This is a genomic window from Polynucleobacter sp. UB-Piko-W3 (assembly GCF_018881635.1).
Lineage (GTDB): Bacteria > Pseudomonadota > Gammaproteobacteria > Burkholderiales > Burkholderiaceae > Polynucleobacter.
In genome coordinates, this window is record NZ_JACVPY010000004.1 from 133,135 (window position 1) to 151,912 (window position 18,778).

Genomic DNA, 18,778 nt, shown 5'->3' on the forward strand with positions numbered 1-18,778 from the left:
GCCCATATTCTATGACGAACTGGACTTGTCTTTCTGAAACCGTAAGATTTTTTGGTGCAAGTTTTCTACTACTACTTCTAAGTCCCTCAGACTTCCCTGATTTTCAATCACCACATCGGCATGCTTGAGGCGCTCTTCTCGGGTCGCTTGAGCCGCCAGAATTCGTTCAACCTCTTCTCGGGGTAAATTGCTGCGCTGCATCACTCTTTGAATTTGGGTCTCTTTGGGGCAGTCCACAAGGACTAGACGATCAACGAGCTTGAGCCAGGAGCCAGATTCAACTAGCAAAGGCACAACGAATACTAGGTATGGAACACCCTTTTTACTTAAACCCAGGGCTTGTCTGAGAGTTTCTTGGCGTATCAGTGGGTGGGTAATCGCTTCTAGGGATTTTCTGGCTTCGGTCTTGGTAAAGACTAAGGAACGCATCTTATCTCTATGGAGTGCCCCATCGGCTGTAATGAAGTCTGGACCAAATTGCTTTTCAATCGGCGCGATTGCGGCTCCATGAGGCGCTGTTATTTGGTGGGCAATGAGGTCTGTGTCTACGATGCCAGCACCAAGCTTTGCCAGTAAGTCGCTAACGGCCGTTTTACCAGAGCCAATTCCACCGGTTAAGCCAATCAGGGGGATGTGTCCCTTCAGTAGGCTTAAGTCGGATTGCTCAGGAGTAGGTGTTGGAGCAGCTGGGGCCATAACAACTCCATGATGCCAGCAAAGATCAGAAATGGCCCAAAAGGAAATGGTGAGCCATGCTTTTGTTTATGTAGCCTAAGCCAAAGCATTCCGCCAATGATTCCCAAGGCTGATGCTATGAACAGGATGCCGGGCAGAGCATGCCAGCCGAGCCAGGCGCCTAGACCAGCCAAAAGCTTGGCATCACCCATGCCAACACCATCTTGCTGTCTTAGATATCGATAGATGCGATTCAGTAGCCATAGGAAGAGATAGCCAAGCAGGGCGCCAAGGATAGATTCTTGCGGACCTACAAATTGTAGGTTGGAGAAGCTGTTAAAACAAAGGCCTATAAAGATGAGGGGCAGAGTAATGAGATCGGGCAATCGAAAGGTCCGTAAATCAATGTAGGCCAAATAGACCAATACAAAAATTAACAAAAGCCGAATAAGGTCAATGAGTGCTATAGAGCCCATTACACAATCTGTCCTAAATTAAAGATTGGGAGATATAAGATTATGACAAGACTACCAATAACAATCCCAACAAACATAATCAGCAAGGGCTCTAAGCTTTGACTCAAGGTATTAAGGCGATTACTGAGCTGGGCGCCTAGTGTATTTGCTCTTTTGCCTAGCATCTGAGGAAGAGTTCCGCTTTCCGAAGCAATTCTCAGCAATTGTAAGGTTTCAATATCAAACAAAACATGTTTAGGGTCAGCGCGGATCAGCGCATCACCCAGTGGCCAGCCCCTAGCAAGGTGTTTGAATACTTCAGCACTAAAGTCATGGCTAAGCCAATGATTGGAGGATTGCGCAGTCACGCGAAGCGCATCGGGAAGAGCTAAGCCTGACTCTAATAAATGCCCCAAGGTTCTGCACCAGTAGGTCAGGGTTGCTAGGCGAAACAATTTACCCAACATCGGAATGCAAAAAATCAGTTGGTCACATTTTTTCTGAAGGCGCGGTATTTTGAGCCAAGCGATCAGAAATAATCCAGCGCTACTAATTAGAAGGGCGCTTATTTCTAAGAAAAAATATTCAATGATGGTAGATGCTTGAATGAGTGCTTTGGTTGGCACTGGTAATTCAGCCTGAAAGTGGGCAAAAACATCTTTAAATACGGGTACAACCCAAATCATCATGACCAGAATTAGCAGAAAAGAGCTGGCAAGAGTGATGGTGGGGTAACTTAAAGCCTGCTGTACTTTGCGGCGCAATTCAATTTGCGCCTCAAGCTGCTGACAAATAGTTTGTAGTGCCAGTTCAATATTTCCGGTGCGCTCACTAACCCGAATGAGATTAATAAATTCTGCTGAAAATTGGTTTCTCTGTAATAGTAAAGCTTGAGAAAAGCTTTGCCCCTGCCTTAACTGCTCACATAAATTATTTAAACAGCGTTGCCATTGCTTTGGGCTAGAGGTAAGTATGAGCTCCATGGCATTTAAGAGTGGGAGACCAACGGTTAACAGTGATAGGAGCTGTTGTGCAAAAGTCAGTTGATCAGATTTACTTAGTGCCATGTACCGACCTCAGTCTGTAAATCGCTTTCTTGAATCAAGCCTGTCTTGACGTAATGAAGGCCAGCCTCATACATGCTTGGATGCTTTAAGGATGGATCAAACAAATGGTTTGCACTCAAGACTTCATGTACCCCAATACGCCCATAGCTACCAGCGCCCTTACAGACAGGGCATAAGCTAGCCTCTTCAATAGTTTGACCCAAACATTGTGGACATATTTTGCGAACCAAGCGTTGCGAGCTGACGCTACGCAAGCAACATTCGAGAGACTCTTGGTCAATACCTAAACTTTTTAATCTAGTGAGTGCACCTCTAGCGTTGCGGGTATGTAGCGTGCTTAAGACAAGATGGCCAGTTTGCGCTGCTTGTATGGCAAGCTGTGCGGTAACGCTATCTCGAATTTCACCAATCATGATGATGTCTGGATCTTGCCGTAATAGGGCACGGATGATTGTCGGAAAATCTAAGCCTGAACGAGGGTGATAGGCTACTTGATTTACTCCAGGTAGGCGAATTTCAATGGGGTCTTCTATAGAACAAAGATTGCGATGACTTTGATTCAGTGTGCGCAAACAGCTATAGAGCGTTCTAGTTTTGCCGCTACCGGTAGGACCAGTCACCAATATCAGACCATTGGCTTGATTGAGAGCGTTCCGAAATATTACTAACTGTTCTGGAAGTAAGCCAACTTGTTCGATAGCAAGATCATTAATGCAATTGGGCAAAATCCGGATTACTGCTTTTTCTCCATGCAGTGTCGGAATGACTGAAACTCGGCAGTCAACATTGGGTTTGGAAAAATCAGGCCCAATTAAGAGTCGGCCATCTTGAGGGAGGCGTTTTTCAGCAATATCAAGTCGTGCCAATACCTTGATGCGAGTGATTAATCGCTCATGAAGTGCAATCTCAAATTGCGCTTGCACTTGTAGCAAGCCATCCACTCGAATACGGACTAAAGTAGCCTGTGATCCAGCTTCAATATGAATATCACTCGCCCTAGATTCCAGCGCATTAATTGCGATTTCATGCCAGGTACGAATAATGAGTGAGTCATCTTGGGTGTTGCTCAATCTTGCTCTTGAGCGAGGGTGGGTCGATAGAGTTTGACAGTCTTTACGCCTTGCTCATCAAACTGCACAATCTCCATCACAATGCCTGCAATTCGTAAGCTGACATCGTGATCCGGTATTGCCTCGAGCTTTTCTAGAATCAGACCATTTAAAGTGCGAGGGCCATCTAAAGGCAGATTGAGATTGAGTAAGCGATTGAGATCTCTTAGAGATGCAGTACCACTGGCTAGGTAGGTACCATTTGCTAGCCATTGGGGATCAGTTGAAAGATTAGAAAAAGAGGTTGTGAATTCGCCAATGAGCTCTTCCACGATATCTTCAAAGGTGACTAAACCCAGGACTTCACCATATTCATTGACGACCAGACTTAAGCGTTGTTGATTGTCTTGAAAGAATTGCATTTGTTGTAAAACTGGCGTCCCACTCGGGATGAAATAAGGTTCATTTAATAGGGCCTTAAAGTCTTGATGTTTCAGGTCTGTATCACCCAATAGTGACAAGGCCTTCTTAACGGATAGGATGCCAACAATTTGTTCAGAGTCACCATCGCAGACTGGTAGCTTATTGTGATAGCAGGTTTCTAATTGTTGAACAACTTCATCAATCGGCCGCGCAAGATCCAAAATTTCAATTTTTGATCTTGTGGTCATTACATCATCAACCGTAATATTTTCTAAGTTAAATAAGTTCAGTAAAATAGTGCGATGATGGTTTGATACGAAGCGATTCGATTCCAGAACCAAGCTACGTAATTCTTCTTTACTCATAGTTCTGCTATCTGAGGAGGATTGCAGGCCGAAGACCCTCATCAGCCCTGATACAAAGCTATTAATAAACCACAGTAAGGGTTTTAAGAAAAAAGTCAGCGGCAAAATAAACCAGCCGACTCGAGAAGCAATCTTTTCTGGAAAAGCTGCTCCTATGACCTTCGGAGTAATTTCACTAAAAATAATAATGAGCAAAGCAACCACTAAAGTAGCCAAGGAAAGTACGAGCCCACTATCTCCAAAGATATGCAGTGCAATTCCCGTTACCAGAATCGGTAGGATAGTATTAATCAGGTTGTTGGAAATTAAGAGAACTGATAAAAGCGAATCAATCCGCTTTAAGAGTCGCTCTGCCAAGGCAGCCCCTTTATTGCCACTACTAGCCATGGCGCGTAGGCGATGACGATTCGATGAAAGCATGCTGGTTTCGGCCATTGAAAAAAAGCCAGAAAGAGCTAGTAAAAAGAGGACTAGAGCAACTTGGCTATAAAAAGGCCAATCGTCAAAAAAGGTGTCCATGATGTCTGCCTGCAAAAAGTAAGAATGAATCAATATAGCAAAGTGGCATTTCGCAAGCTATAGATATGAAAGAAAGTAGTGTCGTCTTCAGTGTTTAATTATGTGAGAATCACTTTCTATGACCCCAATCAAAAAACAAGCTGCCTCAGATAGCGCTCAATATTGCGTCATTGCAGCCCCTTTTGGGGGTTTGGGGATTTTGACTGAGTTGGTTGATGGTAGTTTGATGTTGTCTAGAATTGAGTATCTACCTGCTACCGCTGCCCTAGTAAGCCCTAAAAATCAATTGGCAAAAGAGGCGGAAAAGCAGTTCAAGGCCTACTTCCAAAATCCGCATCATCCATTTGATTTGCCCCTAAAGCCATCAGGAACCAATCATCAGAAAAGAGTTTGGAGTAACATTCAGACGATACCGGTTGGTAAAACTAAAACCTATGGCGAGATTGCAAGCCAGATTAAGAGCGGCCCACGTGCAGTGGGCACAGCCTGTGGCGCTAATCCCTATCCTTTAATCGCACCTTGTCATCGAGTAGTTTCTGCGCAAGGAATTGGTGGGTTTATGAAAGAAGATGCGCCTGGCCTATATCGTCAAATCAAATTATGGCTTTTAAAGCACGAAGGCGCGCTGTAAGTTCAGATTTCTTTTCTGAGCGATTGAGAAAACATTCTAAAAAAAGTCTGCATGAGTACATCGCTCTTCACAGAAAATTTTGTAAAAGTGTAAAAGGCCATTACTGTTTTTCTACTAAGCTTTACCTCATCTTTGTTGCTAAATTCGTTTCGCTTGGCTATCTTTGAGAGTGTCATTACTGCTAAGCCAAAAGCCAAGAAACAAAAGCGCCTCATTCCAAGTTCTGTTTTTGGAATGAGGAGTATGTAACTTAAGGAGTCTTGGAGCTTCTGATAGGAAATCTTTAAAAGCTCTTTCTCGCTGATATTGGCTGGCTTCCAAGATACGCCGCGTGCATGATCTTCGGGGGAGTCTTTGAGGATATTGGTCATTTGCAGGGCCTGGCCAAAAGCAACAGCAAGTTCATCGTGACCCTTCATACTCTTTGCAAATGCAGACGAGTGATTACTAAAAATAGTGGTGAGAAGCTCTCCTACTACACCCGCAACAACATAACAATATTTCTCAAATTCGCTTAAGTCTTTTAGACCTACCTGAGTCTGTTTGCCATGAAAATAAGACATGCCCTCTGACATGATGGAGATGCAACGACTCACTGCTGCTTGATCATCTTTTGAGCAAGTATGCAAAATACGTAAAACGGTTGGGGTATGGGCAATGAGATCTAACTCATCTAGATTGCCATACTGATCTAGCGCCCTAAGGCAAGGCTCTACAAAAGACTCAACAGATGATTTTTCCAGAACTGCATCTAAAAATAGTTGAGAAAGCTTTTGTTTAGTCTCTGGGCTTAAATCTGCTGCATCTTCAATGGTGTCCACAATCCGGCACAGCAAATAAGTATTGCCCACCACTTTTTCAATCATGGGAGGCAACAGCGGAATAGTGAGAGCAAAGGTGCGGGAGACGGAGCCCAAAATGGCTTTTTGGTAAGCCAGATCTGTGCTTGGGTTCTCGCTAAGGCTCATTTGAGGTAAATTCACCCTTGAATTATGTCAGAGTAGGGTGCCCTAAATAGCTATAAATTCCCTTACTAGCAAAGTTGACATGGCCATATAATTTCACCAAATTATTGAAGGAGAAATAGGGCGTGCTCATTTGGTTCGTCATCATTTATTGGCTTATATCCATTGGCATTGGATTATGGGCTGCCTTACGGGTTAAAAATACCGCTGACTTTGCTGCCGCTGGTCATAGCCTTCCTCTGCCGATCGTTACTGCCACCGTTTTTGCTACCTGGTTTGGTTCTGAAACCGTTTTAGGTATTCCTGCTACATTTTTAAAAGAAGGTTTGGGCGGAGTTGTTTCTGACCCCTTTGGATCTTCCTTGTGTTTGATATTAGTTGGCCTCTTTTTTGCTCGCCATCTCTATAACCGCCGGATGCTCACGATTGGCGACTTCTTTCGTGAAAGATATGGACGCACTGTTGAAGTATTGGTTACGCTTTGTATTGTGGTCTCTTATTTGGGTTGGGTCGCTGCACAAATTAAAGCTTTGGGTCTCGTATTTAATGTGGTGTCTGAGGGCAGCATCTCTCAGACTGCTGGCATGATTATTGGAGCTGGAAGTGTGCTGATTTATACCTTATTCGGTGGCATGTGGTCGGTTGCAATTACCGACTTTATTCAAATGATCATTATTGTGATTGGGATGTTGTATATCGGTGGCGAGATGACCGCGCAAACCGGTGGCATCGGTGTAGTAATAGAGCATGCTGCAGCTGCGGGCCAATTTAGTAACTTCTGGCCGGATATGAATCTGGCCTCTATCTTGGGCTTTGTGGCTGCTTTATGCACCATGATGCTTGGTTCCATTCCCCAGCAGGATGTTTTCCAGCGCATTACCTCTTCTAAGAATGTCAACATTGCTGTGCAGGCCGCCATCTTGGGTGGGGTCCTGTATTTTATTTTCGCTTTCATACCAATGTATTTAGCTTATTCGGCAACGCTCATTAATCCAGATCTAGTGAAAGAGTATTTATATACTGATTCACAAATGATTCTGCCAAAATTGATTCTGAATCATGCGCCGGTGATTGCGCAGGTCATGTTCTTTGGAGCTTTACTTTCGGCAATTAAGAGTTGCGCTAGTGCAACATTACTCGCCCCCTCAGTAACCTTTGCAGAAAATATTGTGCGAGGATTTTTTAATCATTTAACGGACCATGAGTTACTAAAAATCATGCGCATCACAGTATTGTGTTTTGCTGTTGTAGTTACCTTCTTTGCAATTAATTCTGAGCTATCCATTTTCAAAATGGTTGAGAGTGCCTATAAGGTTACGTTAGTTGCAGCCTTTGTACCTCTAGCATTCGGGGTGTACTGGTCAAAAGCAAATTCTTTAGGCGGCCTCTTGTCGGTAGTCTGTGGTTTGACTGTTTGGATTAGCTGTGAAATTTTGGCGCCAAATGCCACTTTGCCGCCACAGTTGGCAGGTTTACTCGCCAGTATTATGGGGATGGTCTTAGGCAGCCATGTATCTAAAGACCGCTTAAAAACAGTTTAGATACTCCTTGCCTAAAAATTAGGCAATCAAATTTGTTGTGTCGGAAAATATTCTCATCTAGTATTTAAGTAATACAAAAATTTTATTCTGATGGGATCCCTATGAAAATCTGTGTGATTGGCGGGGGTGGCGCTATTGGCGGCTACCTAGCAGTGATGTTGGCGCGAGCGGGCAATGAGGTAACCGTTGTGGCACGCGGTGCAACTTTAGCTGCAGTTAAAGAGCGCGGTTTGGCATTAATCATGGATGACCAGCCCGAGCCTCTAGTGGCCCATGTCAAAGCGGTTGAAAAAATTGCAGATGTTGAAACACCAGATGTAATCATGCTAGCGGTGAAGGCGCATCAAGTTGATCCAATCATTCATGACTTAGCAGCCATCATGGGCCCAGAGACTGTTTTGATTCCGATGCAAAATGGCATTCCTTGGTGGTATTTCCAAAAGCTTGCTGGCGAGTATCAAGATCACTCGGTTGAAACAGTAGATGCCGGTGGTGTAGCAAAGAAAGCCATTAATCCAAACAATATTATTGGTTGCGTTGTTTACCCTGCAACCTTTACTCAAGCTCCTGGTGTGATCCGACACGTAGAGGGCAATCGTTTCCCATTGGGCGAGTTGGATGGTAAGCCTACTGAGCGTATTCAGAAGATCTCTGAGGTGATGGCCGCAGCTGGATTTAAATCTCCAATTTTGGAAGATATTCGTTCAGAGATTTGGCTCAAGCTGTGGGGCAATATGACTTTTAATCCAATTAGTGCTTTAACGCATGGAACCTTGGAAGGTATTTGCCAATATCCATTGACCAAAGAATTAGCGCGCAACATGATGGCAGAAGCTCAAAGTGTTGCAGAAAAGCTGGGTGTAACTTTCCGGGTTGATATTGAGCGTCGTATTGCTGGCGCTGAAAAAGTTGGTAAACACAAGACTTCTATGTTGCAGGACTTAGAGGCTGGCCGTAGCCTAGAGATCGATGCACTTTTGGGCTCTGCAATTGAGCTAGGTCAGATCACTCAAACACCAACACCTTGTTTGAACGCTGTATTTGCTTTGACAAAGTACCTAGATGAAAACGTGCAAGTCTCCAAAGGTAGTTTAGCTTTGCCATCAGTTTCAGGTTACTAAGCATTACAACAATAAACTGAAGGCATTAAAAGCCCTTGCTATCTAGTTGCAAGGGTTTTTGTTCTTAAGGCAACTACTTTTTTATTCGAAACGATTATCGAGGCGACCAACGCCATCAATGATGATGCTGACATTGCTGCCCGGCTTCATTGAACCAACACCTACTGAGGTTCCACAAGCAATGATGTCGCCCGCTTGCAGGGGAACATCTTGCGAAATTAAGCTGACTAATTTCGCGGGCGGGAAAATCATATCTGCAATCGGATAGTTTTGACGCTCTTGATCATTCAGAATTGTCTTGATGCTTAATTTGCTGGGATCTACACCGGTAGTGATGTAAGGGCCAAAGACACCAAAGGTATTAAAGCTCTTCGAGCGTGTCCATTGGGCATAACCTGGATCACGATTCAGAATTTCAATAGCCGTCACATCATTGATACAGGTGTAGCCAAAAATCGCTTTTGCAGCTTCAGCTTCATCAGCCTCATGGATATGCTGGCCGATCACAATCCCAAGTTCACCCTCATAAACCACTTTGCCTGAGTAGGACTTAGGCATGCGAATAGTTTGATTGGCAGCTAAGAAAGAGTTATTCCCCTTTAGGAAGTACAAAGGTTCAGCAGGTACAGCATGCTCTAGTTTAGTCACTAGCGCATGGAAGTTGTCCACCATTGCAACCATTTTGGATGGGGTGCAAGGGATATCAATCGTGATATCTGCTAGTTTGAGTGTTTCACCCGTTGGTTTTGGATCCTTGAACAAGTCGCCCGCATAAACCAGAATTTGGTCGCCCTGCACCTGACCTAAACCACTTTTCCCCTGATGCTGAAATCTAAGCCATTGAGCCATAATGAGTTCCTATAAAGTGAATATTTGTTAGGTAATATCTTACAGGGATCAATGGATGTCTAAGGCTCTAGAGCTTATTTTTGCACCAGAAATGGATCAGCCCATTCGCTATATGGAGCGCACCCGAAGCTATTACCTTGGCTTGGGTTATGACAACCCATACATCTGGGCTCATTACATAGAGGCGCCCTTTGCGCCACTCCAAAAACCACTAAATCAATTGGTCTTGGGCCTCATTACTACTGCTGTGCCTTATGACCCCAATAAAGGTCTTCAAGGCCCAGGCGCCCCTTATAACGCTGCTGCCAAGTTTTACCAGCCCTATCAAAACTCTGTGACTGGTGATATCGATTTACGAATTGCCCACGTTGGGATCGATCGTAAAAATGCCAATATGGAGGATAGCGATTGTTGGTTTCCGTTAGCGACAGCTAAACAAGCGGTTCAGTCTGGAAGGATTGGAGCGCTATCACCGAATTTTTATGGGCTACCGACTAATCGTAGCCAACGTCACACTCTAGAAATTGATGCACCTCTTATTTTGGAAATGCTGCGCGTAGATAAAGTGGATATTGCAGTTTTAATTCCGAATTGCCCGATATGCCATCAGAGTCAAAGTTTGCTAGCACGGTATTTAGAGGCAAACGGTATTTCTACGGTTGTGATGGGTGCTGCGAAGGATATTGTTGAATATTGCGGAGTACCGAGATTTTTATTTAGTGATTTTCCTCTCGGAAATTCAGCGGCAAAGCCTCATGACTCCAGCTCCCGAACGCTGAATTTTGAATTAGCGCTAAGTCTTTTAGAAAGCGCTACTGCGGCGCGCACGACAGTGCAGTCACCCTTGATTTGGTCTACTGATCCAAGCTGGAAGTTAGATTATTCGAATCTAGAAAAATTATCTCCAGCAGAGGTTTCACGTTTAAGTGAAGAAGCAGAGCGCGCGCGCATTACTGCACGCGAGTTAAGAATGAAAAGCGTTGGGGGCTAATTACTTTTTAGGTCTGGCGTGCGAGTGAGTATTCACACAAGGCGCGCAATGCTGATGTTGCTTCGTTAGCTGGGAAATCTTGAATACATGCCAAAGCCAAGTCTGCTTCACGTTTGGCCGCAGCTTGGGTGTAATCTAAAGCACCAGAAGTTTGCACAGCATTCAAAATTTGGACAAATACATCATCAGGTAAATCTTGATTTTGTTGAATGGCTGCTCGCACTAAAAGACGCTCTTCACTGCTGCCGTTTTCTAGTAAATAAATGAGAGGCAATGTCGGTTTGCCTTCACGTAAATCATCGCCAGCATTCTTGCCCATCTGCGCAGCGTTGGCCGTGTAGTCCAGTAGATCATCCATGAGTTGGAATGCGGTACCAATGTGGCGACCAAAAGCCGCAGCTTGTGCACACTGTAAATCTGTTGCATTAGCTAACATTGCGCCCAACTCGGTAGATGCTTCAAATAGTTTGGCAGTTTTGTAGCGAATCACTTGTAAGTAGCTTGCTTCGTCTACCTCTGGGTCATTCATGTTTAACAATTGCAATACTTCACCTTCGGCAATCGTATTGGTGGCATCTGACAGAATCTTCATCACGCGCATGTCATTTGGATCAACCATCATCTGGAAAGCTCTAGAGTAAAGAAAATCACCTACTAGAACGCTGGCAGCGTTGCCAAAAGCCGCATTTGCGGTCTCCCGACCCCTTCTAAGGGTGGACTCATCTACAACATCGTCATGCAGGAGGGTGGCAGTATGGATAAATTCAACTACTGCCGCCATTTCTAGGGTGTGTGAGATTTCTTTGCCATTGCCAAGGGCTTTGGCCACCAGCATCAATAGGGCGGGGCGTACCCGCTTACCACCAGCCTGGATGATATATGAGGAAATTTGGTCAATTAAGGCGACTTTTGAGGCCAATCGCTGGCGAATTACCCCATCTAAAGCCTTGAAATCTAAGGCAATTGGGGCCAGGATTTGGCTTAAGTCATTGATTTTGACAGTACTTGGCATGCAAGATATAATAATGGGCTTAGCTGATCCAGGGTGGATTAGCTTAAATGTAGATATTAATTGAGGTTTCAAACCATGTACGCGGTCATAAAAACCGGTGGCAAACAGTATAAAGTTGCTGCAGGCGAAAAATTGAAAATAGAACAGATACCAGCGGAAATCGGCAGCGAAATCACTCTTGACCAGGTCCTCGCCGTTGGCGAAGGCGCTTCACTGAAATTAGGTGATCCATTGGTTAATGGTGCAGCTGTGATGGCCACTGTCGTCTCCCAGGGACGTCACGATAAAGTGACAATCTTTAAGATGCGCCGTCGCAAGCATTATCAAAAGCACCAAGGCCATCGTCAAAATTTCACTGAAATTTTGATCAACACGATTAAAGCCTAATTCAGGGTAGGAGAAAGATATGGCACAGAAAAAAGGCGGCGGCTCAACACGAAATGGTCGCGACTCAGAATCGAAACGCTTAGGCGTTAAGGTATTTGGCGGCGAGCAAATTAATGCTGGCAGCATCATTATTCGTCAACGCGGCACTAAGGTTCATCCAGGTGTAAACGTTGGTATTGGTAAAGATCACACTTTGTTCGCCTTAATTGACGGTCAAGTGCAATTCGGCGTTAAGGGTGCTTTGAAGAAGGCCCTAGTTTCAGTCTTGCCTCGTTCATAAGGCGCCTGACTGAGATCCGTTTGATTCAGATTTATTGCGAATTTAACTCTTAGGAACAGGCCTCGCTAAGCGAGGCCTTTTTTATTCATGAAATTTATAGACGAAGCGCGTATTGAAGTCATAGCTGGCCAAGGTGGCGCCGGGAGTGCTTCTATGCGCCGTGAAAAGTTCATTGAATTTGGTGGACCTGATGGCGGTGATGGCGGTAAGGGCGGAAGTGTATGGGCTATAGCCGATCGCAATATTAATACCTTGATTGATTACCGCTACGCTAAAACACATACTGCAAAAAATGGTGAACCTGGTCGTGGTGCAGATTGCTATGGCCGCGCAGGGGATGATATTGAACTGCGGATGCCAGTTGGCACAATCATTGCTGACTACGAAACTGGTGAACCGATTGCCGATTTAACAACCCATGGTGAACGTCTATGTCTTGCACAAGGCGGTGTAGGTGGTTGGGGCAATATTCACTTTAAGAGTAGTACGAATCGAGCACCACGTCAAAAGACTAATGGCAAGCCAGGTGAGCGTCGTAAGTTAAAGCTAGAGTTAAAGGTATTGGCTGACGTAGGTTTACTGGGCATGCCTAATGCCGGTAAGTCAACTTTGATTACTGCTGTTTCTAATGCGCGTCCAAAGATTGCTGACTATCCATTTACTACCTTACATCCTAATTTGGGTGTAGTTCGTGTAGGGAGTGAGCGCAGTTTTGTGATTGCCGATATTCCAGGTTTGATTGAGGGCGCTGCTGAAGGGGCTGGCCTGGGTCATCGCTTCTTACGTCATCTGCAACGAACAGGCGTGCTATTGCACTTGGTGGATATTGCACCTTTTGATGAGAATGTTGATCCTGTGGCCGATGCCAATGCAATTGTCAATGAGCTGCGTAAGTACGACGAAGCTCTAGTTGAAAAGCCGCGCTGGTTAGTTTTAAACAAAGTGGATATGATTCCCGAAGAGGATCGTCAAAAGGTGGTTACAGACTTTGTGAAAAAGTTTAAGTGGAAAGGCCCCAAATTTGAGATCTCTGCTTTGACTGGTCTTGGATGCGATAAGCTTTGCTACGCACTACAGGATTATTTAGATTCTGTGCGTCGCGATCGTGATGAGCAAGACGAACGCGCTCAAGATCCTCGCTATAAAGATCAGCTAGAAGATAAAAAACCCGATTAAAGTATTGATTCAAATTTCTCAGTTTTTATGAACGCTAAACAAACCAAACGTATCGTTGTCAAAGTAGGCTCTAGTCTAGTTACCAATAATGGTGAGGGCTTAGACCATGCTGCAATTGGGATGTGGGCCGAGCAAATGGCAGCGCTATTGAAGTCTGGCCACGAAGTGTTGATGGTGAGCTCAGGGGCAATTGCTGAAGGTATGCAGCGTTTAGGTTGGGCTAAGCGCCCACAAGAAATTCATCAACTTCAGGCTGCTGCTGCGGTTGGGCAAATGGGTTTAGTTCAAGTTTACGAGAGCTGTTTTGCCCGCTTTAATTTACACAGCGCGCAGATTTTATTGACTAATGCCGATTTGGCAAATCCTGAGCGTAATGCGAATGCGAAAGCAACCTTAGAAACTTTGTTAAAGCTGGGCGTTATTCCAATCATCAATGAAAACGACACGGTAGTAACCGATGAAATTAAATTTGGTGATAACGATAGCTTAGCCGCTTTAGTCACAAACTTAGTTCATGCTGATCTTTTGATTATCTTGACTGATCAAGGTGGTTTATATACTGCCGATCCTCGTCTCAATCAGGATGCAGCCCTACTAAGCAATGCTGTTGCGGGTGATCCTGCTCTAGAGAAGATGGCGGGTGGTGCAGCCAGCGAATTGAGTAAGGGTGGTATGTTAACTAAGGTATTAGCCGCAAAGATTGCAGTACAAACGGGAGCATCTACAGTGATCGCTTCTGGTCGTGAGTCTAATGTGCTGACTCGTCTTCTAGCGGGTGAAAAGATTGGTACCTGTTTAAGCGCTAATTAATCCAAGTTAAGTAACTCTTTTATTGAATACCGTTTGAGTTGGTTGGCTTTTGTCCACCAATAAAGCCATTAGGATTTAGCGAACTCAAGATGGTGTTGATATTTTTCTCTTGAGAGTTGAAATTACAAAATGCCCCTTGCGCTAAGGAGGCTTGATACCGATTCGGTATATCACGTTCAATAGCTTTCCAGCTAGATAGAGGATTTTCTCTCCAGCCGCTACTTTCATAGACCCCGTAGAGACGCCATTGAAAGGAGTCGCAACGAATCCCCTCGTATTGGCTTTGTTGGCCACCACTTGGATTAGTGATTACGACGATGTAGCGCGTGATTCCATCCGCACCAATGAGGATAGAGTTAGTGTCTACAGCAAATTTGAAGATCGTGGTTTGAGTAACATAAAAGGGCTGTAGGGTAGATTTATTGGGTGGATTTAAAGGCATAGTGGTTGTACCCTCCTTAAATACCATCGGAGCGAATGGATCTAAACCACTCTGTAGTGGGTCGCCTGTGCAAGCTATTAAGCTTCCGCCGATTGAAATGCTAATCGCGCAGGCGCTAATTTTGCGTAAGGTGGCATTCATTTTTCTTTATCCGATTTGGTGGGTGGTTTGTATTGATCCTCATGATCAGCGTAAAAAGCCTGAATGAGATCGAGTGGCGTTCCCCAGGCAAGTTGCTGCATTCTTAACCCCCTAGAAAGGTAGCGAGCGAGCTCTGAAAGGGCTAGCTCATAAACTTCGCGCTTGAAATCAATGACTGAATCTAACTGAATCCAGAATGGGACCCAGCGCCAGGCATCAAATTCTGGGTGATCTGAGGCACGTAATTGAATATCGCTGTCTAGACCTACTAAGCGCAAAAGGAACCAAATCTGTTTTTGGCCTCGATAGGCGGTACGGTGGACGCGAGTGGTGATTTGACGGCGCAAGTATTCCTCAGGAACGTCATAACGAAGCCAGTCCCTAGTTCGTCCAATAATTTGGACATGCTCCGGCAGCAAGCCAACTTCCTCATGCAATTCGCGGAACATGGCCTGCTCAGGGCTTTCACCATGCTGAATCCCACCTTGTGGGAACTGCCACGAATGCTGCCCAACGCGTTTTCCCCAGAAAACCTCGTTACGGCCATTCAGGAGGACAATGCCGACATTGGGGCGATACCCTTCACGGTCAAGCATGATCGTGCCTCAAATCCTTTAAAATCAACGATTTGATTATATCCATTCATGAAAGTATCACAATCATTTCTCGCTACGCTAAAAGAAGCCCCCTCTGACGCAGAGGTGGTTTCGCACAAACTCATGGTGCGGGCAGGTTTAATTCGCAAGCTTAGTGCAGGCATTTATAACTATTTGCCACTGGGTTTGAAGGTAATTCGCAAGGTCGAAAATATTATTCGCGAAGAGATGAATCGTGCTGGTGCAATTGAATTGCTGATGCCGATGATCCAGCCTGCTGAGCTATGGCAAGAGACTGGTCGTTGGGAAAAGATGGGCCCTGAGCTACTTCGTATTAAAGACCGTCACGATAGAGACTTTTTAATTCAGCCGACTTCTGAGGAAGTGATTACTGATTTAGCACGAAATGAGATTAAGAGTTACAAGCAGTTGCCTGTCAATTTCTATCAGATCCAAACAAAATTCCGTGATGAGCGTCGTCCCCGTTTTGGCATCATGCGTGGTCGTGAGTTCAGCATGAAAGATGCTTACTCATTCGATCGCGATACTGAAGGATTAAAAAAGTCTTATCAAATCATGTTTGATGCCTATACCCGCATCTTTCAGCGGATGGGTTTGAAGTTCCGAGCGGTCACGGCTGATAACGGTGCTATTGGTGGATCTGGTAGTCAAGAGTTTCATGTGATTGCAGATACTGGCGAAGATGCCATTGTCTATTGCCCAAGCTCAGACTACGCAGCCAATTTAGAGGCAGCTGAATCACTTGCATTGTTAGCAGTAAGAGCTGCTGCAACTGCCGCTATGAGTAAGGTACCAACGCCAGAAAAGACGAATTGCGCAGATGTTGCGAAGTTTCTGAATATTCCTCTTGAGAAGACTGTGAAGTCCTTACTGTTTGCAGTTGAACAAGAAAAAGGCCCTGCCAAACTGTTTATGTTGTTGGTGCGCGGCGACCATGATCTGAATGAGGTGAAGGCAAGCAAAGTGCCTGGTATGACAGAATCTCGTTTTGCTACTGAAACTGAAATCAAGCAAGCCTGTAATGCGCCAGCAGGCTATTTGGGCCCTGTTGGAGTAAGTGCTGATGTCACGGTGGTGGCAGATCGAACTGTAGCCAATATGTCTGACTTTGTGTGCGGCGCCAATGATGCCGGTCACCATTTGACGGGAGTGAACTGGGGCCGCGATTTACCTGAGCCTATAGTGCTTGATATCCGAAATGCAGTCATTGGTGATCCCTCTCCAGATGGTAAAGGCGTTGTAGATATTTGTCGTGGCATTGAAGTGGGTCACGTATTTCAATTAGGTACCCGTTATTCAGAAGCAATGGGTTGTACCTACCTTGATCAACAAGGTAAAGCACAGCCAATGGTGATGGGTTGTTATGGTATTGGCGTGACGCGCTTGTTAGGCGCAGCTATTGAACAAGGTCATGATGAGCGTGGCATTATTTGGCCAATTTCCATGGCGCCATTTGAGGTGGTGATTTGCCCAATGGCTTACGACAAGTCAGAGGCTGTTAAGGTAGCATGCGATCAATTGCATGATGAATTGCTTGCTGCTGGTATCGATGTGATTTTGGATGATCGCAATGAGCGGCCGGGCGCGATGTTTGCTGACTGGGAATTGATTGGCGCACCGTTCCGTGTAGTGATTGGTGATCGTGGCTTAGCCAACGCTGAAGTCGAATTTAAAGGTCGCACAGATGCAGAGTCCCAAAATATTCCGTTAGCCGATATCAAAGCAAAGGTGATTGCCGCTATTCAAGCAGCGAAGAACTCAATTCATTAAGCTCTTCGCACTATTCATCCAGTTTATTTTTTAAAGAGTCCGCCAATGCCTTTGGCGGCTCCTTTTGCAGCCATGGTTGCCATGGTGCGCGCCATCTTTCCGCCCTTGAATTGCTTCATCATGGTTTGCATTTGCTCAAACTGAGCAAGCAGACGATTGACTTCTTGGACCTCCACTCCCGCTCCTGCCGCAATACGCCGTTTGCGACTGGCTTTGAGTAGTTCAGGTTTGCTGCGTTCACGCGGGGTCATGCTATCGATAATGCCGCGCATGCGCGTTGTTTGTTTATCTGCATTGCTGAGATTTGTTTTAGAAGCTGCTTGAGCAACCTGACTGGGCAACTTATCCATCAGGCTCGCCATACCACCCATCTTTTGCATTTGCATGAGTTGATCACGAAAATCTCCTAAATCAAATCCACCTTTAGAGATCTTCGTTGCTAATTTCTCGGCCTTAGCAACATCAACATGTTCTTGTGCTTGTTCAACTAGAGCCAGAATATCGCCCATACCCAAAATACGATTGGCCATCCGCTGTCCATCAAAAGCTTCAAGCCCATCCATTTTTTCAGCCACACCAATAAATTTGAGCGGCACACCAGTCACTTGGCGCACAGAAAGGGCGGCGCCACCGCGAGAGTCGCCATCTAGCTTGGTCAGAACCACGCCAGTCAGCGGAAGTGCTTCATGGAAGGCTTTCGCAGTATTGACGGCATCTTGACCGAGCATGGCATCAACTACAAATAGTGTTTCGATTGGGTTTAGGCTCGCATGCAAAGTTTTAATTTCTTGCATGAGCGCTTCATCAATGCCTAAGCGACCCGCGGTATCAACCAATACGACATCAAAATAATGACGGCGAGCCCAATCCAGGGCAGCCAGTGCAATATCATTTGGTTTTTGATTAATATTGCTTGGAAAAAATTCCGCACCAACCTGTTTGGTGACAGTTTCAAGCTGTTCAATAGCGGCAGGGCGGTAGACGTCACAAGAAACGGTCAACACTTTTTTCTTTTTCTTTTCCTGGAGCCATTTAGCCAGCTTGCCAACAGAAGTGGTTTTGCCGGCACCCTGTAAGCCTGCCATCAAAATCACTGCTGGCGGCTGAGTGGCTAGGTTGAGTTCGCCACTTTGATCGGTATCGCCCATCATCACTTGGGTTAGTTCACGCTGGACTACGCCAACCAGAGCTTGGCCTGGACTAAGGCTACCAACCACTTCTTCACCAAGGGCTTTAAACTTAATCTGCTCTAGTAGAGACTTCACTACTGGTAGCGCTACGTCAGCCTCCAATAAGGCTAGGCGGATCTCTCGCAGCATTTCAGCAGTGTTGGCTTCAGTGAGGCGGGCTTGCCCCCGCATTGTTTTAACAACGCGTGATAGGCGATCGGTGAGATTCTCTAGCATTTATCGATTAGACTTTCCATATGGATATTTTAGGTTACTCAAGTTCCGGCTGGCTCCCCCCAGTCCTTTATTTACTTTTGTTGCTC

The 18,778-nt window shown here is 45.3% G+C and carries 19 protein-coding genes and 1 pseudogene; 9 read left to right on the forward strand and 11 right to left on the reverse strand.

Annotation, left to right across the window (positions count from 1 at the left end; translation table 11 throughout):
• Positions 1–9: 9 nt before the first annotated feature.
• Genes coaE through ICN31_RS10055 form a run of 5 tightly spaced genes read right to left on the reverse strand, consistent with a single transcriptional unit; the run spans position 10 to position 4,553 of the window.
• Positions 10–696 carry a dephospho-CoA kinase gene (gene coaE, locus ICN31_RS10035; RefSeq protein ID WP_216861450.1) on the reverse strand — a complete coding sequence of 229 codons (687 nt, stop codon included), beginning with the start codon at positions 694–696 and terminating at the stop codon, positions 10–12.
• Positions 651–1,151 (reverse strand): A24 family peptidase, encoded by a 501-nt coding sequence (locus tag ICN31_RS10040; RefSeq protein WP_216261106.1) that lies wholly within the window; start codon positions 1,149–1,151, stop codon positions 651–653. The genes coaE and ICN31_RS10040 overlap by 46 nt, the downstream gene beginning before the upstream one ends.
• A complete protein-coding gene (locus ICN31_RS10045; RefSeq protein ID WP_216261108.1) occupies positions 1,151–2,197 on the reverse strand; it encodes a type II secretion system F family protein in 1,047 nt (348 codons plus the stop codon). Before ICN31_RS10045 ends, ICN31_RS10040 begins: the two co-directional genes overlap by 1 nt.
• Positions 2,188–3,267, reverse strand: a complete 1,080-nt coding sequence (locus ICN31_RS10050; RefSeq protein WP_216261110.1) for a GspE/PulE family protein — start codon at positions 3,265–3,267, stop codon at positions 2,188–2,190. Before ICN31_RS10050 ends, ICN31_RS10045 begins: the two co-directional genes overlap by 10 nt.
• Positions 3,264–4,553, reverse strand: a complete 1,290-nt coding sequence (locus tag ICN31_RS10055) for an HlyC/CorC family transporter (protein WP_216261111.1) — start codon at positions 4,551–4,553, stop codon at positions 3,264–3,266. Before ICN31_RS10055 ends, ICN31_RS10050 begins: the two co-directional genes overlap by 4 nt.
• Before the next feature lie 118 nt (positions 4,554–4,671).
• Here ICN31_RS10055 and ICN31_RS10060 point away from each other — a divergent pair, with 118 nt between their 5' ends.
• Positions 4,672–5,184: a methylated-DNA--[protein]-cysteine S-methyltransferase gene (locus ICN31_RS10060; RefSeq protein WP_216261112.1), complete on the forward strand. Its 513-nt coding sequence runs from the start codon at positions 4,672–4,674 to the stop codon at positions 5,182–5,184.
• A 2-nt stretch (positions 5,185–5,186) separates the two neighbouring features.
• Here ICN31_RS10060 and ICN31_RS10065 read toward each other — a convergent pair whose 3' ends face one another.
• Positions 5,187–6,152, reverse strand: coding sequence for a squalene/phytoene synthase family protein (locus tag ICN31_RS10065; RefSeq protein WP_216261113.1), 966 nt, complete (start codon positions 6,150–6,152; stop codon positions 5,187–5,189).
• 122 nt (positions 6,153–6,274) lie between these two features.
• Between ICN31_RS10065 and ICN31_RS10070 the strand changes: the two genes are divergently transcribed.
• The gene (locus ICN31_RS10070; protein ID WP_216261114.1) at positions 6,275–7,690 is read left to right on the forward strand and encodes a sodium:solute symporter family protein; all 1,416 of its coding nucleotides are present in this window, start codon (positions 6,275–6,277) and stop codon (positions 7,688–7,690) included.
• A gap of 101 nt (positions 7,691–7,791) precedes the next feature.
• The gene (locus ICN31_RS10075) at positions 7,792–8,811 is read left to right on the forward strand and encodes a 2-dehydropantoate 2-reductase (protein WP_216261115.1); all 1,020 of its coding nucleotides are present in this window, start codon (positions 7,792–7,794) and stop codon (positions 8,809–8,811) included.
• An 81-nt stretch (positions 8,812–8,892) separates the two neighbouring features.
• Here the strand turns inward: ICN31_RS10075 and ICN31_RS10080 are convergent, their stop codons facing one another.
• A complete protein-coding gene (locus tag ICN31_RS10080) occupies positions 8,893–9,660 on the reverse strand; it encodes a fumarylacetoacetate hydrolase family protein (protein ID WP_216261116.1) in 768 nt (255 codons plus the stop codon).
• 55 nt (positions 9,661–9,715) lie between these two features.
• Here ICN31_RS10080 and ICN31_RS10085 point away from each other — a divergent pair, with 55 nt between their 5' ends.
• Positions 9,716–10,651: a reductase gene (locus ICN31_RS10085; protein ID WP_216261117.1), complete on the forward strand. Its 936-nt coding sequence runs from the start codon at positions 9,716–9,718 to the stop codon at positions 10,649–10,651.
• Positions 10,652–10,658: 7 nt separating this feature from the next.
• Here ICN31_RS10085 and ICN31_RS10090 read toward each other — a convergent pair whose 3' ends face one another.
• Positions 10,659–11,663 (reverse strand): polyprenyl synthetase family protein, encoded by a 1,005-nt coding sequence (locus tag ICN31_RS10090; protein ID WP_216261119.1) that lies wholly within the window; start codon positions 11,661–11,663, stop codon positions 10,659–10,661.
• A gap of 75 nt (positions 11,664–11,738) precedes the next feature.
• On the opposite strand from ICN31_RS10090, the gene rplU reads away from it, so the two are divergent.
• The 4 genes and pseudogenes from rplU to proB all read left to right on the forward strand — a co-directional run.
• Positions 11,739–12,050 carry a 50S ribosomal protein L21 gene (gene rplU, locus ICN31_RS10095; RefSeq protein WP_011902040.1) on the forward strand — a complete coding sequence of 104 codons (312 nt, stop codon included), beginning with the start codon at positions 11,739–11,741 and terminating at the stop codon, positions 12,048–12,050.
• 19 nt (positions 12,051–12,069) lie between these two features.
• Positions 12,070–12,330, forward strand: coding sequence for a 50S ribosomal protein L27 (gene rpmA, locus ICN31_RS10100; RefSeq protein ID WP_088525748.1), 261 nt, complete (start codon positions 12,070–12,072; stop codon positions 12,328–12,330).
• A gap of 87 nt (positions 12,331–12,417) precedes the next feature.
• Complete coding sequence (gene cgtA, locus ICN31_RS10105; protein WP_216261121.1) at positions 12,418–13,506, forward strand: Obg family GTPase CgtA; 1,089 nt, start codon at positions 12,418–12,420, stop codon at positions 13,504–13,506.
• A gap of 27 nt (positions 13,507–13,533) precedes the next feature.
• A pseudogene (gene proB / locus ICN31_RS10110) lies at positions 13,534–14,310 on the forward strand (glutamate 5-kinase); the annotation flags it as partial.
• Between the two features lie 25 nt (positions 14,311–14,335).
• Here the strand turns inward: proB and ICN31_RS10115 are convergent.
• Both ICN31_RS10115 and ICN31_RS10120 read right to left on the reverse strand, forming a co-directional pair.
• Positions 14,336–14,899: a CNP1-like family protein gene (locus ICN31_RS10115; RefSeq protein ID WP_216261125.1), complete on the reverse strand. Its 564-nt coding sequence runs from the start codon at positions 14,897–14,899 to the stop codon at positions 14,336–14,338.
• The gene (locus tag ICN31_RS10120; RefSeq protein WP_216261128.1) at positions 14,896–15,495 is read right to left on the reverse strand and encodes an RNA pyrophosphohydrolase; all 600 of its coding nucleotides are present in this window, start codon (positions 15,493–15,495) and stop codon (positions 14,896–14,898) included. The genes ICN31_RS10115 and ICN31_RS10120 overlap by 4 nt, the downstream gene beginning before the upstream one ends.
• A 48-nt stretch (positions 15,496–15,543) precedes the next feature.
• Between ICN31_RS10120 and ICN31_RS10125 the strand changes: the two genes are divergently transcribed.
• Positions 15,544–17,286, forward strand: a complete 1,743-nt coding sequence (locus tag ICN31_RS10125) for a proline--tRNA ligase (protein WP_216261129.1) — start codon at positions 15,544–15,546, stop codon at positions 17,284–17,286.
• 23 nt (positions 17,287–17,309) lie between these two features.
• On the opposite strand, the gene ffh is transcribed toward ICN31_RS10125, so the two are convergent.
• On the reverse strand, positions 17,310–18,692 hold the full coding sequence (gene ffh / locus ICN31_RS10130; protein WP_216261131.1) for a signal recognition particle protein: 1,383 nt from the start codon (positions 18,690–18,692) through the stop codon (positions 17,310–17,312).
• Between the last annotated feature and the right edge of the window lie 86 nt (positions 18,693–18,778).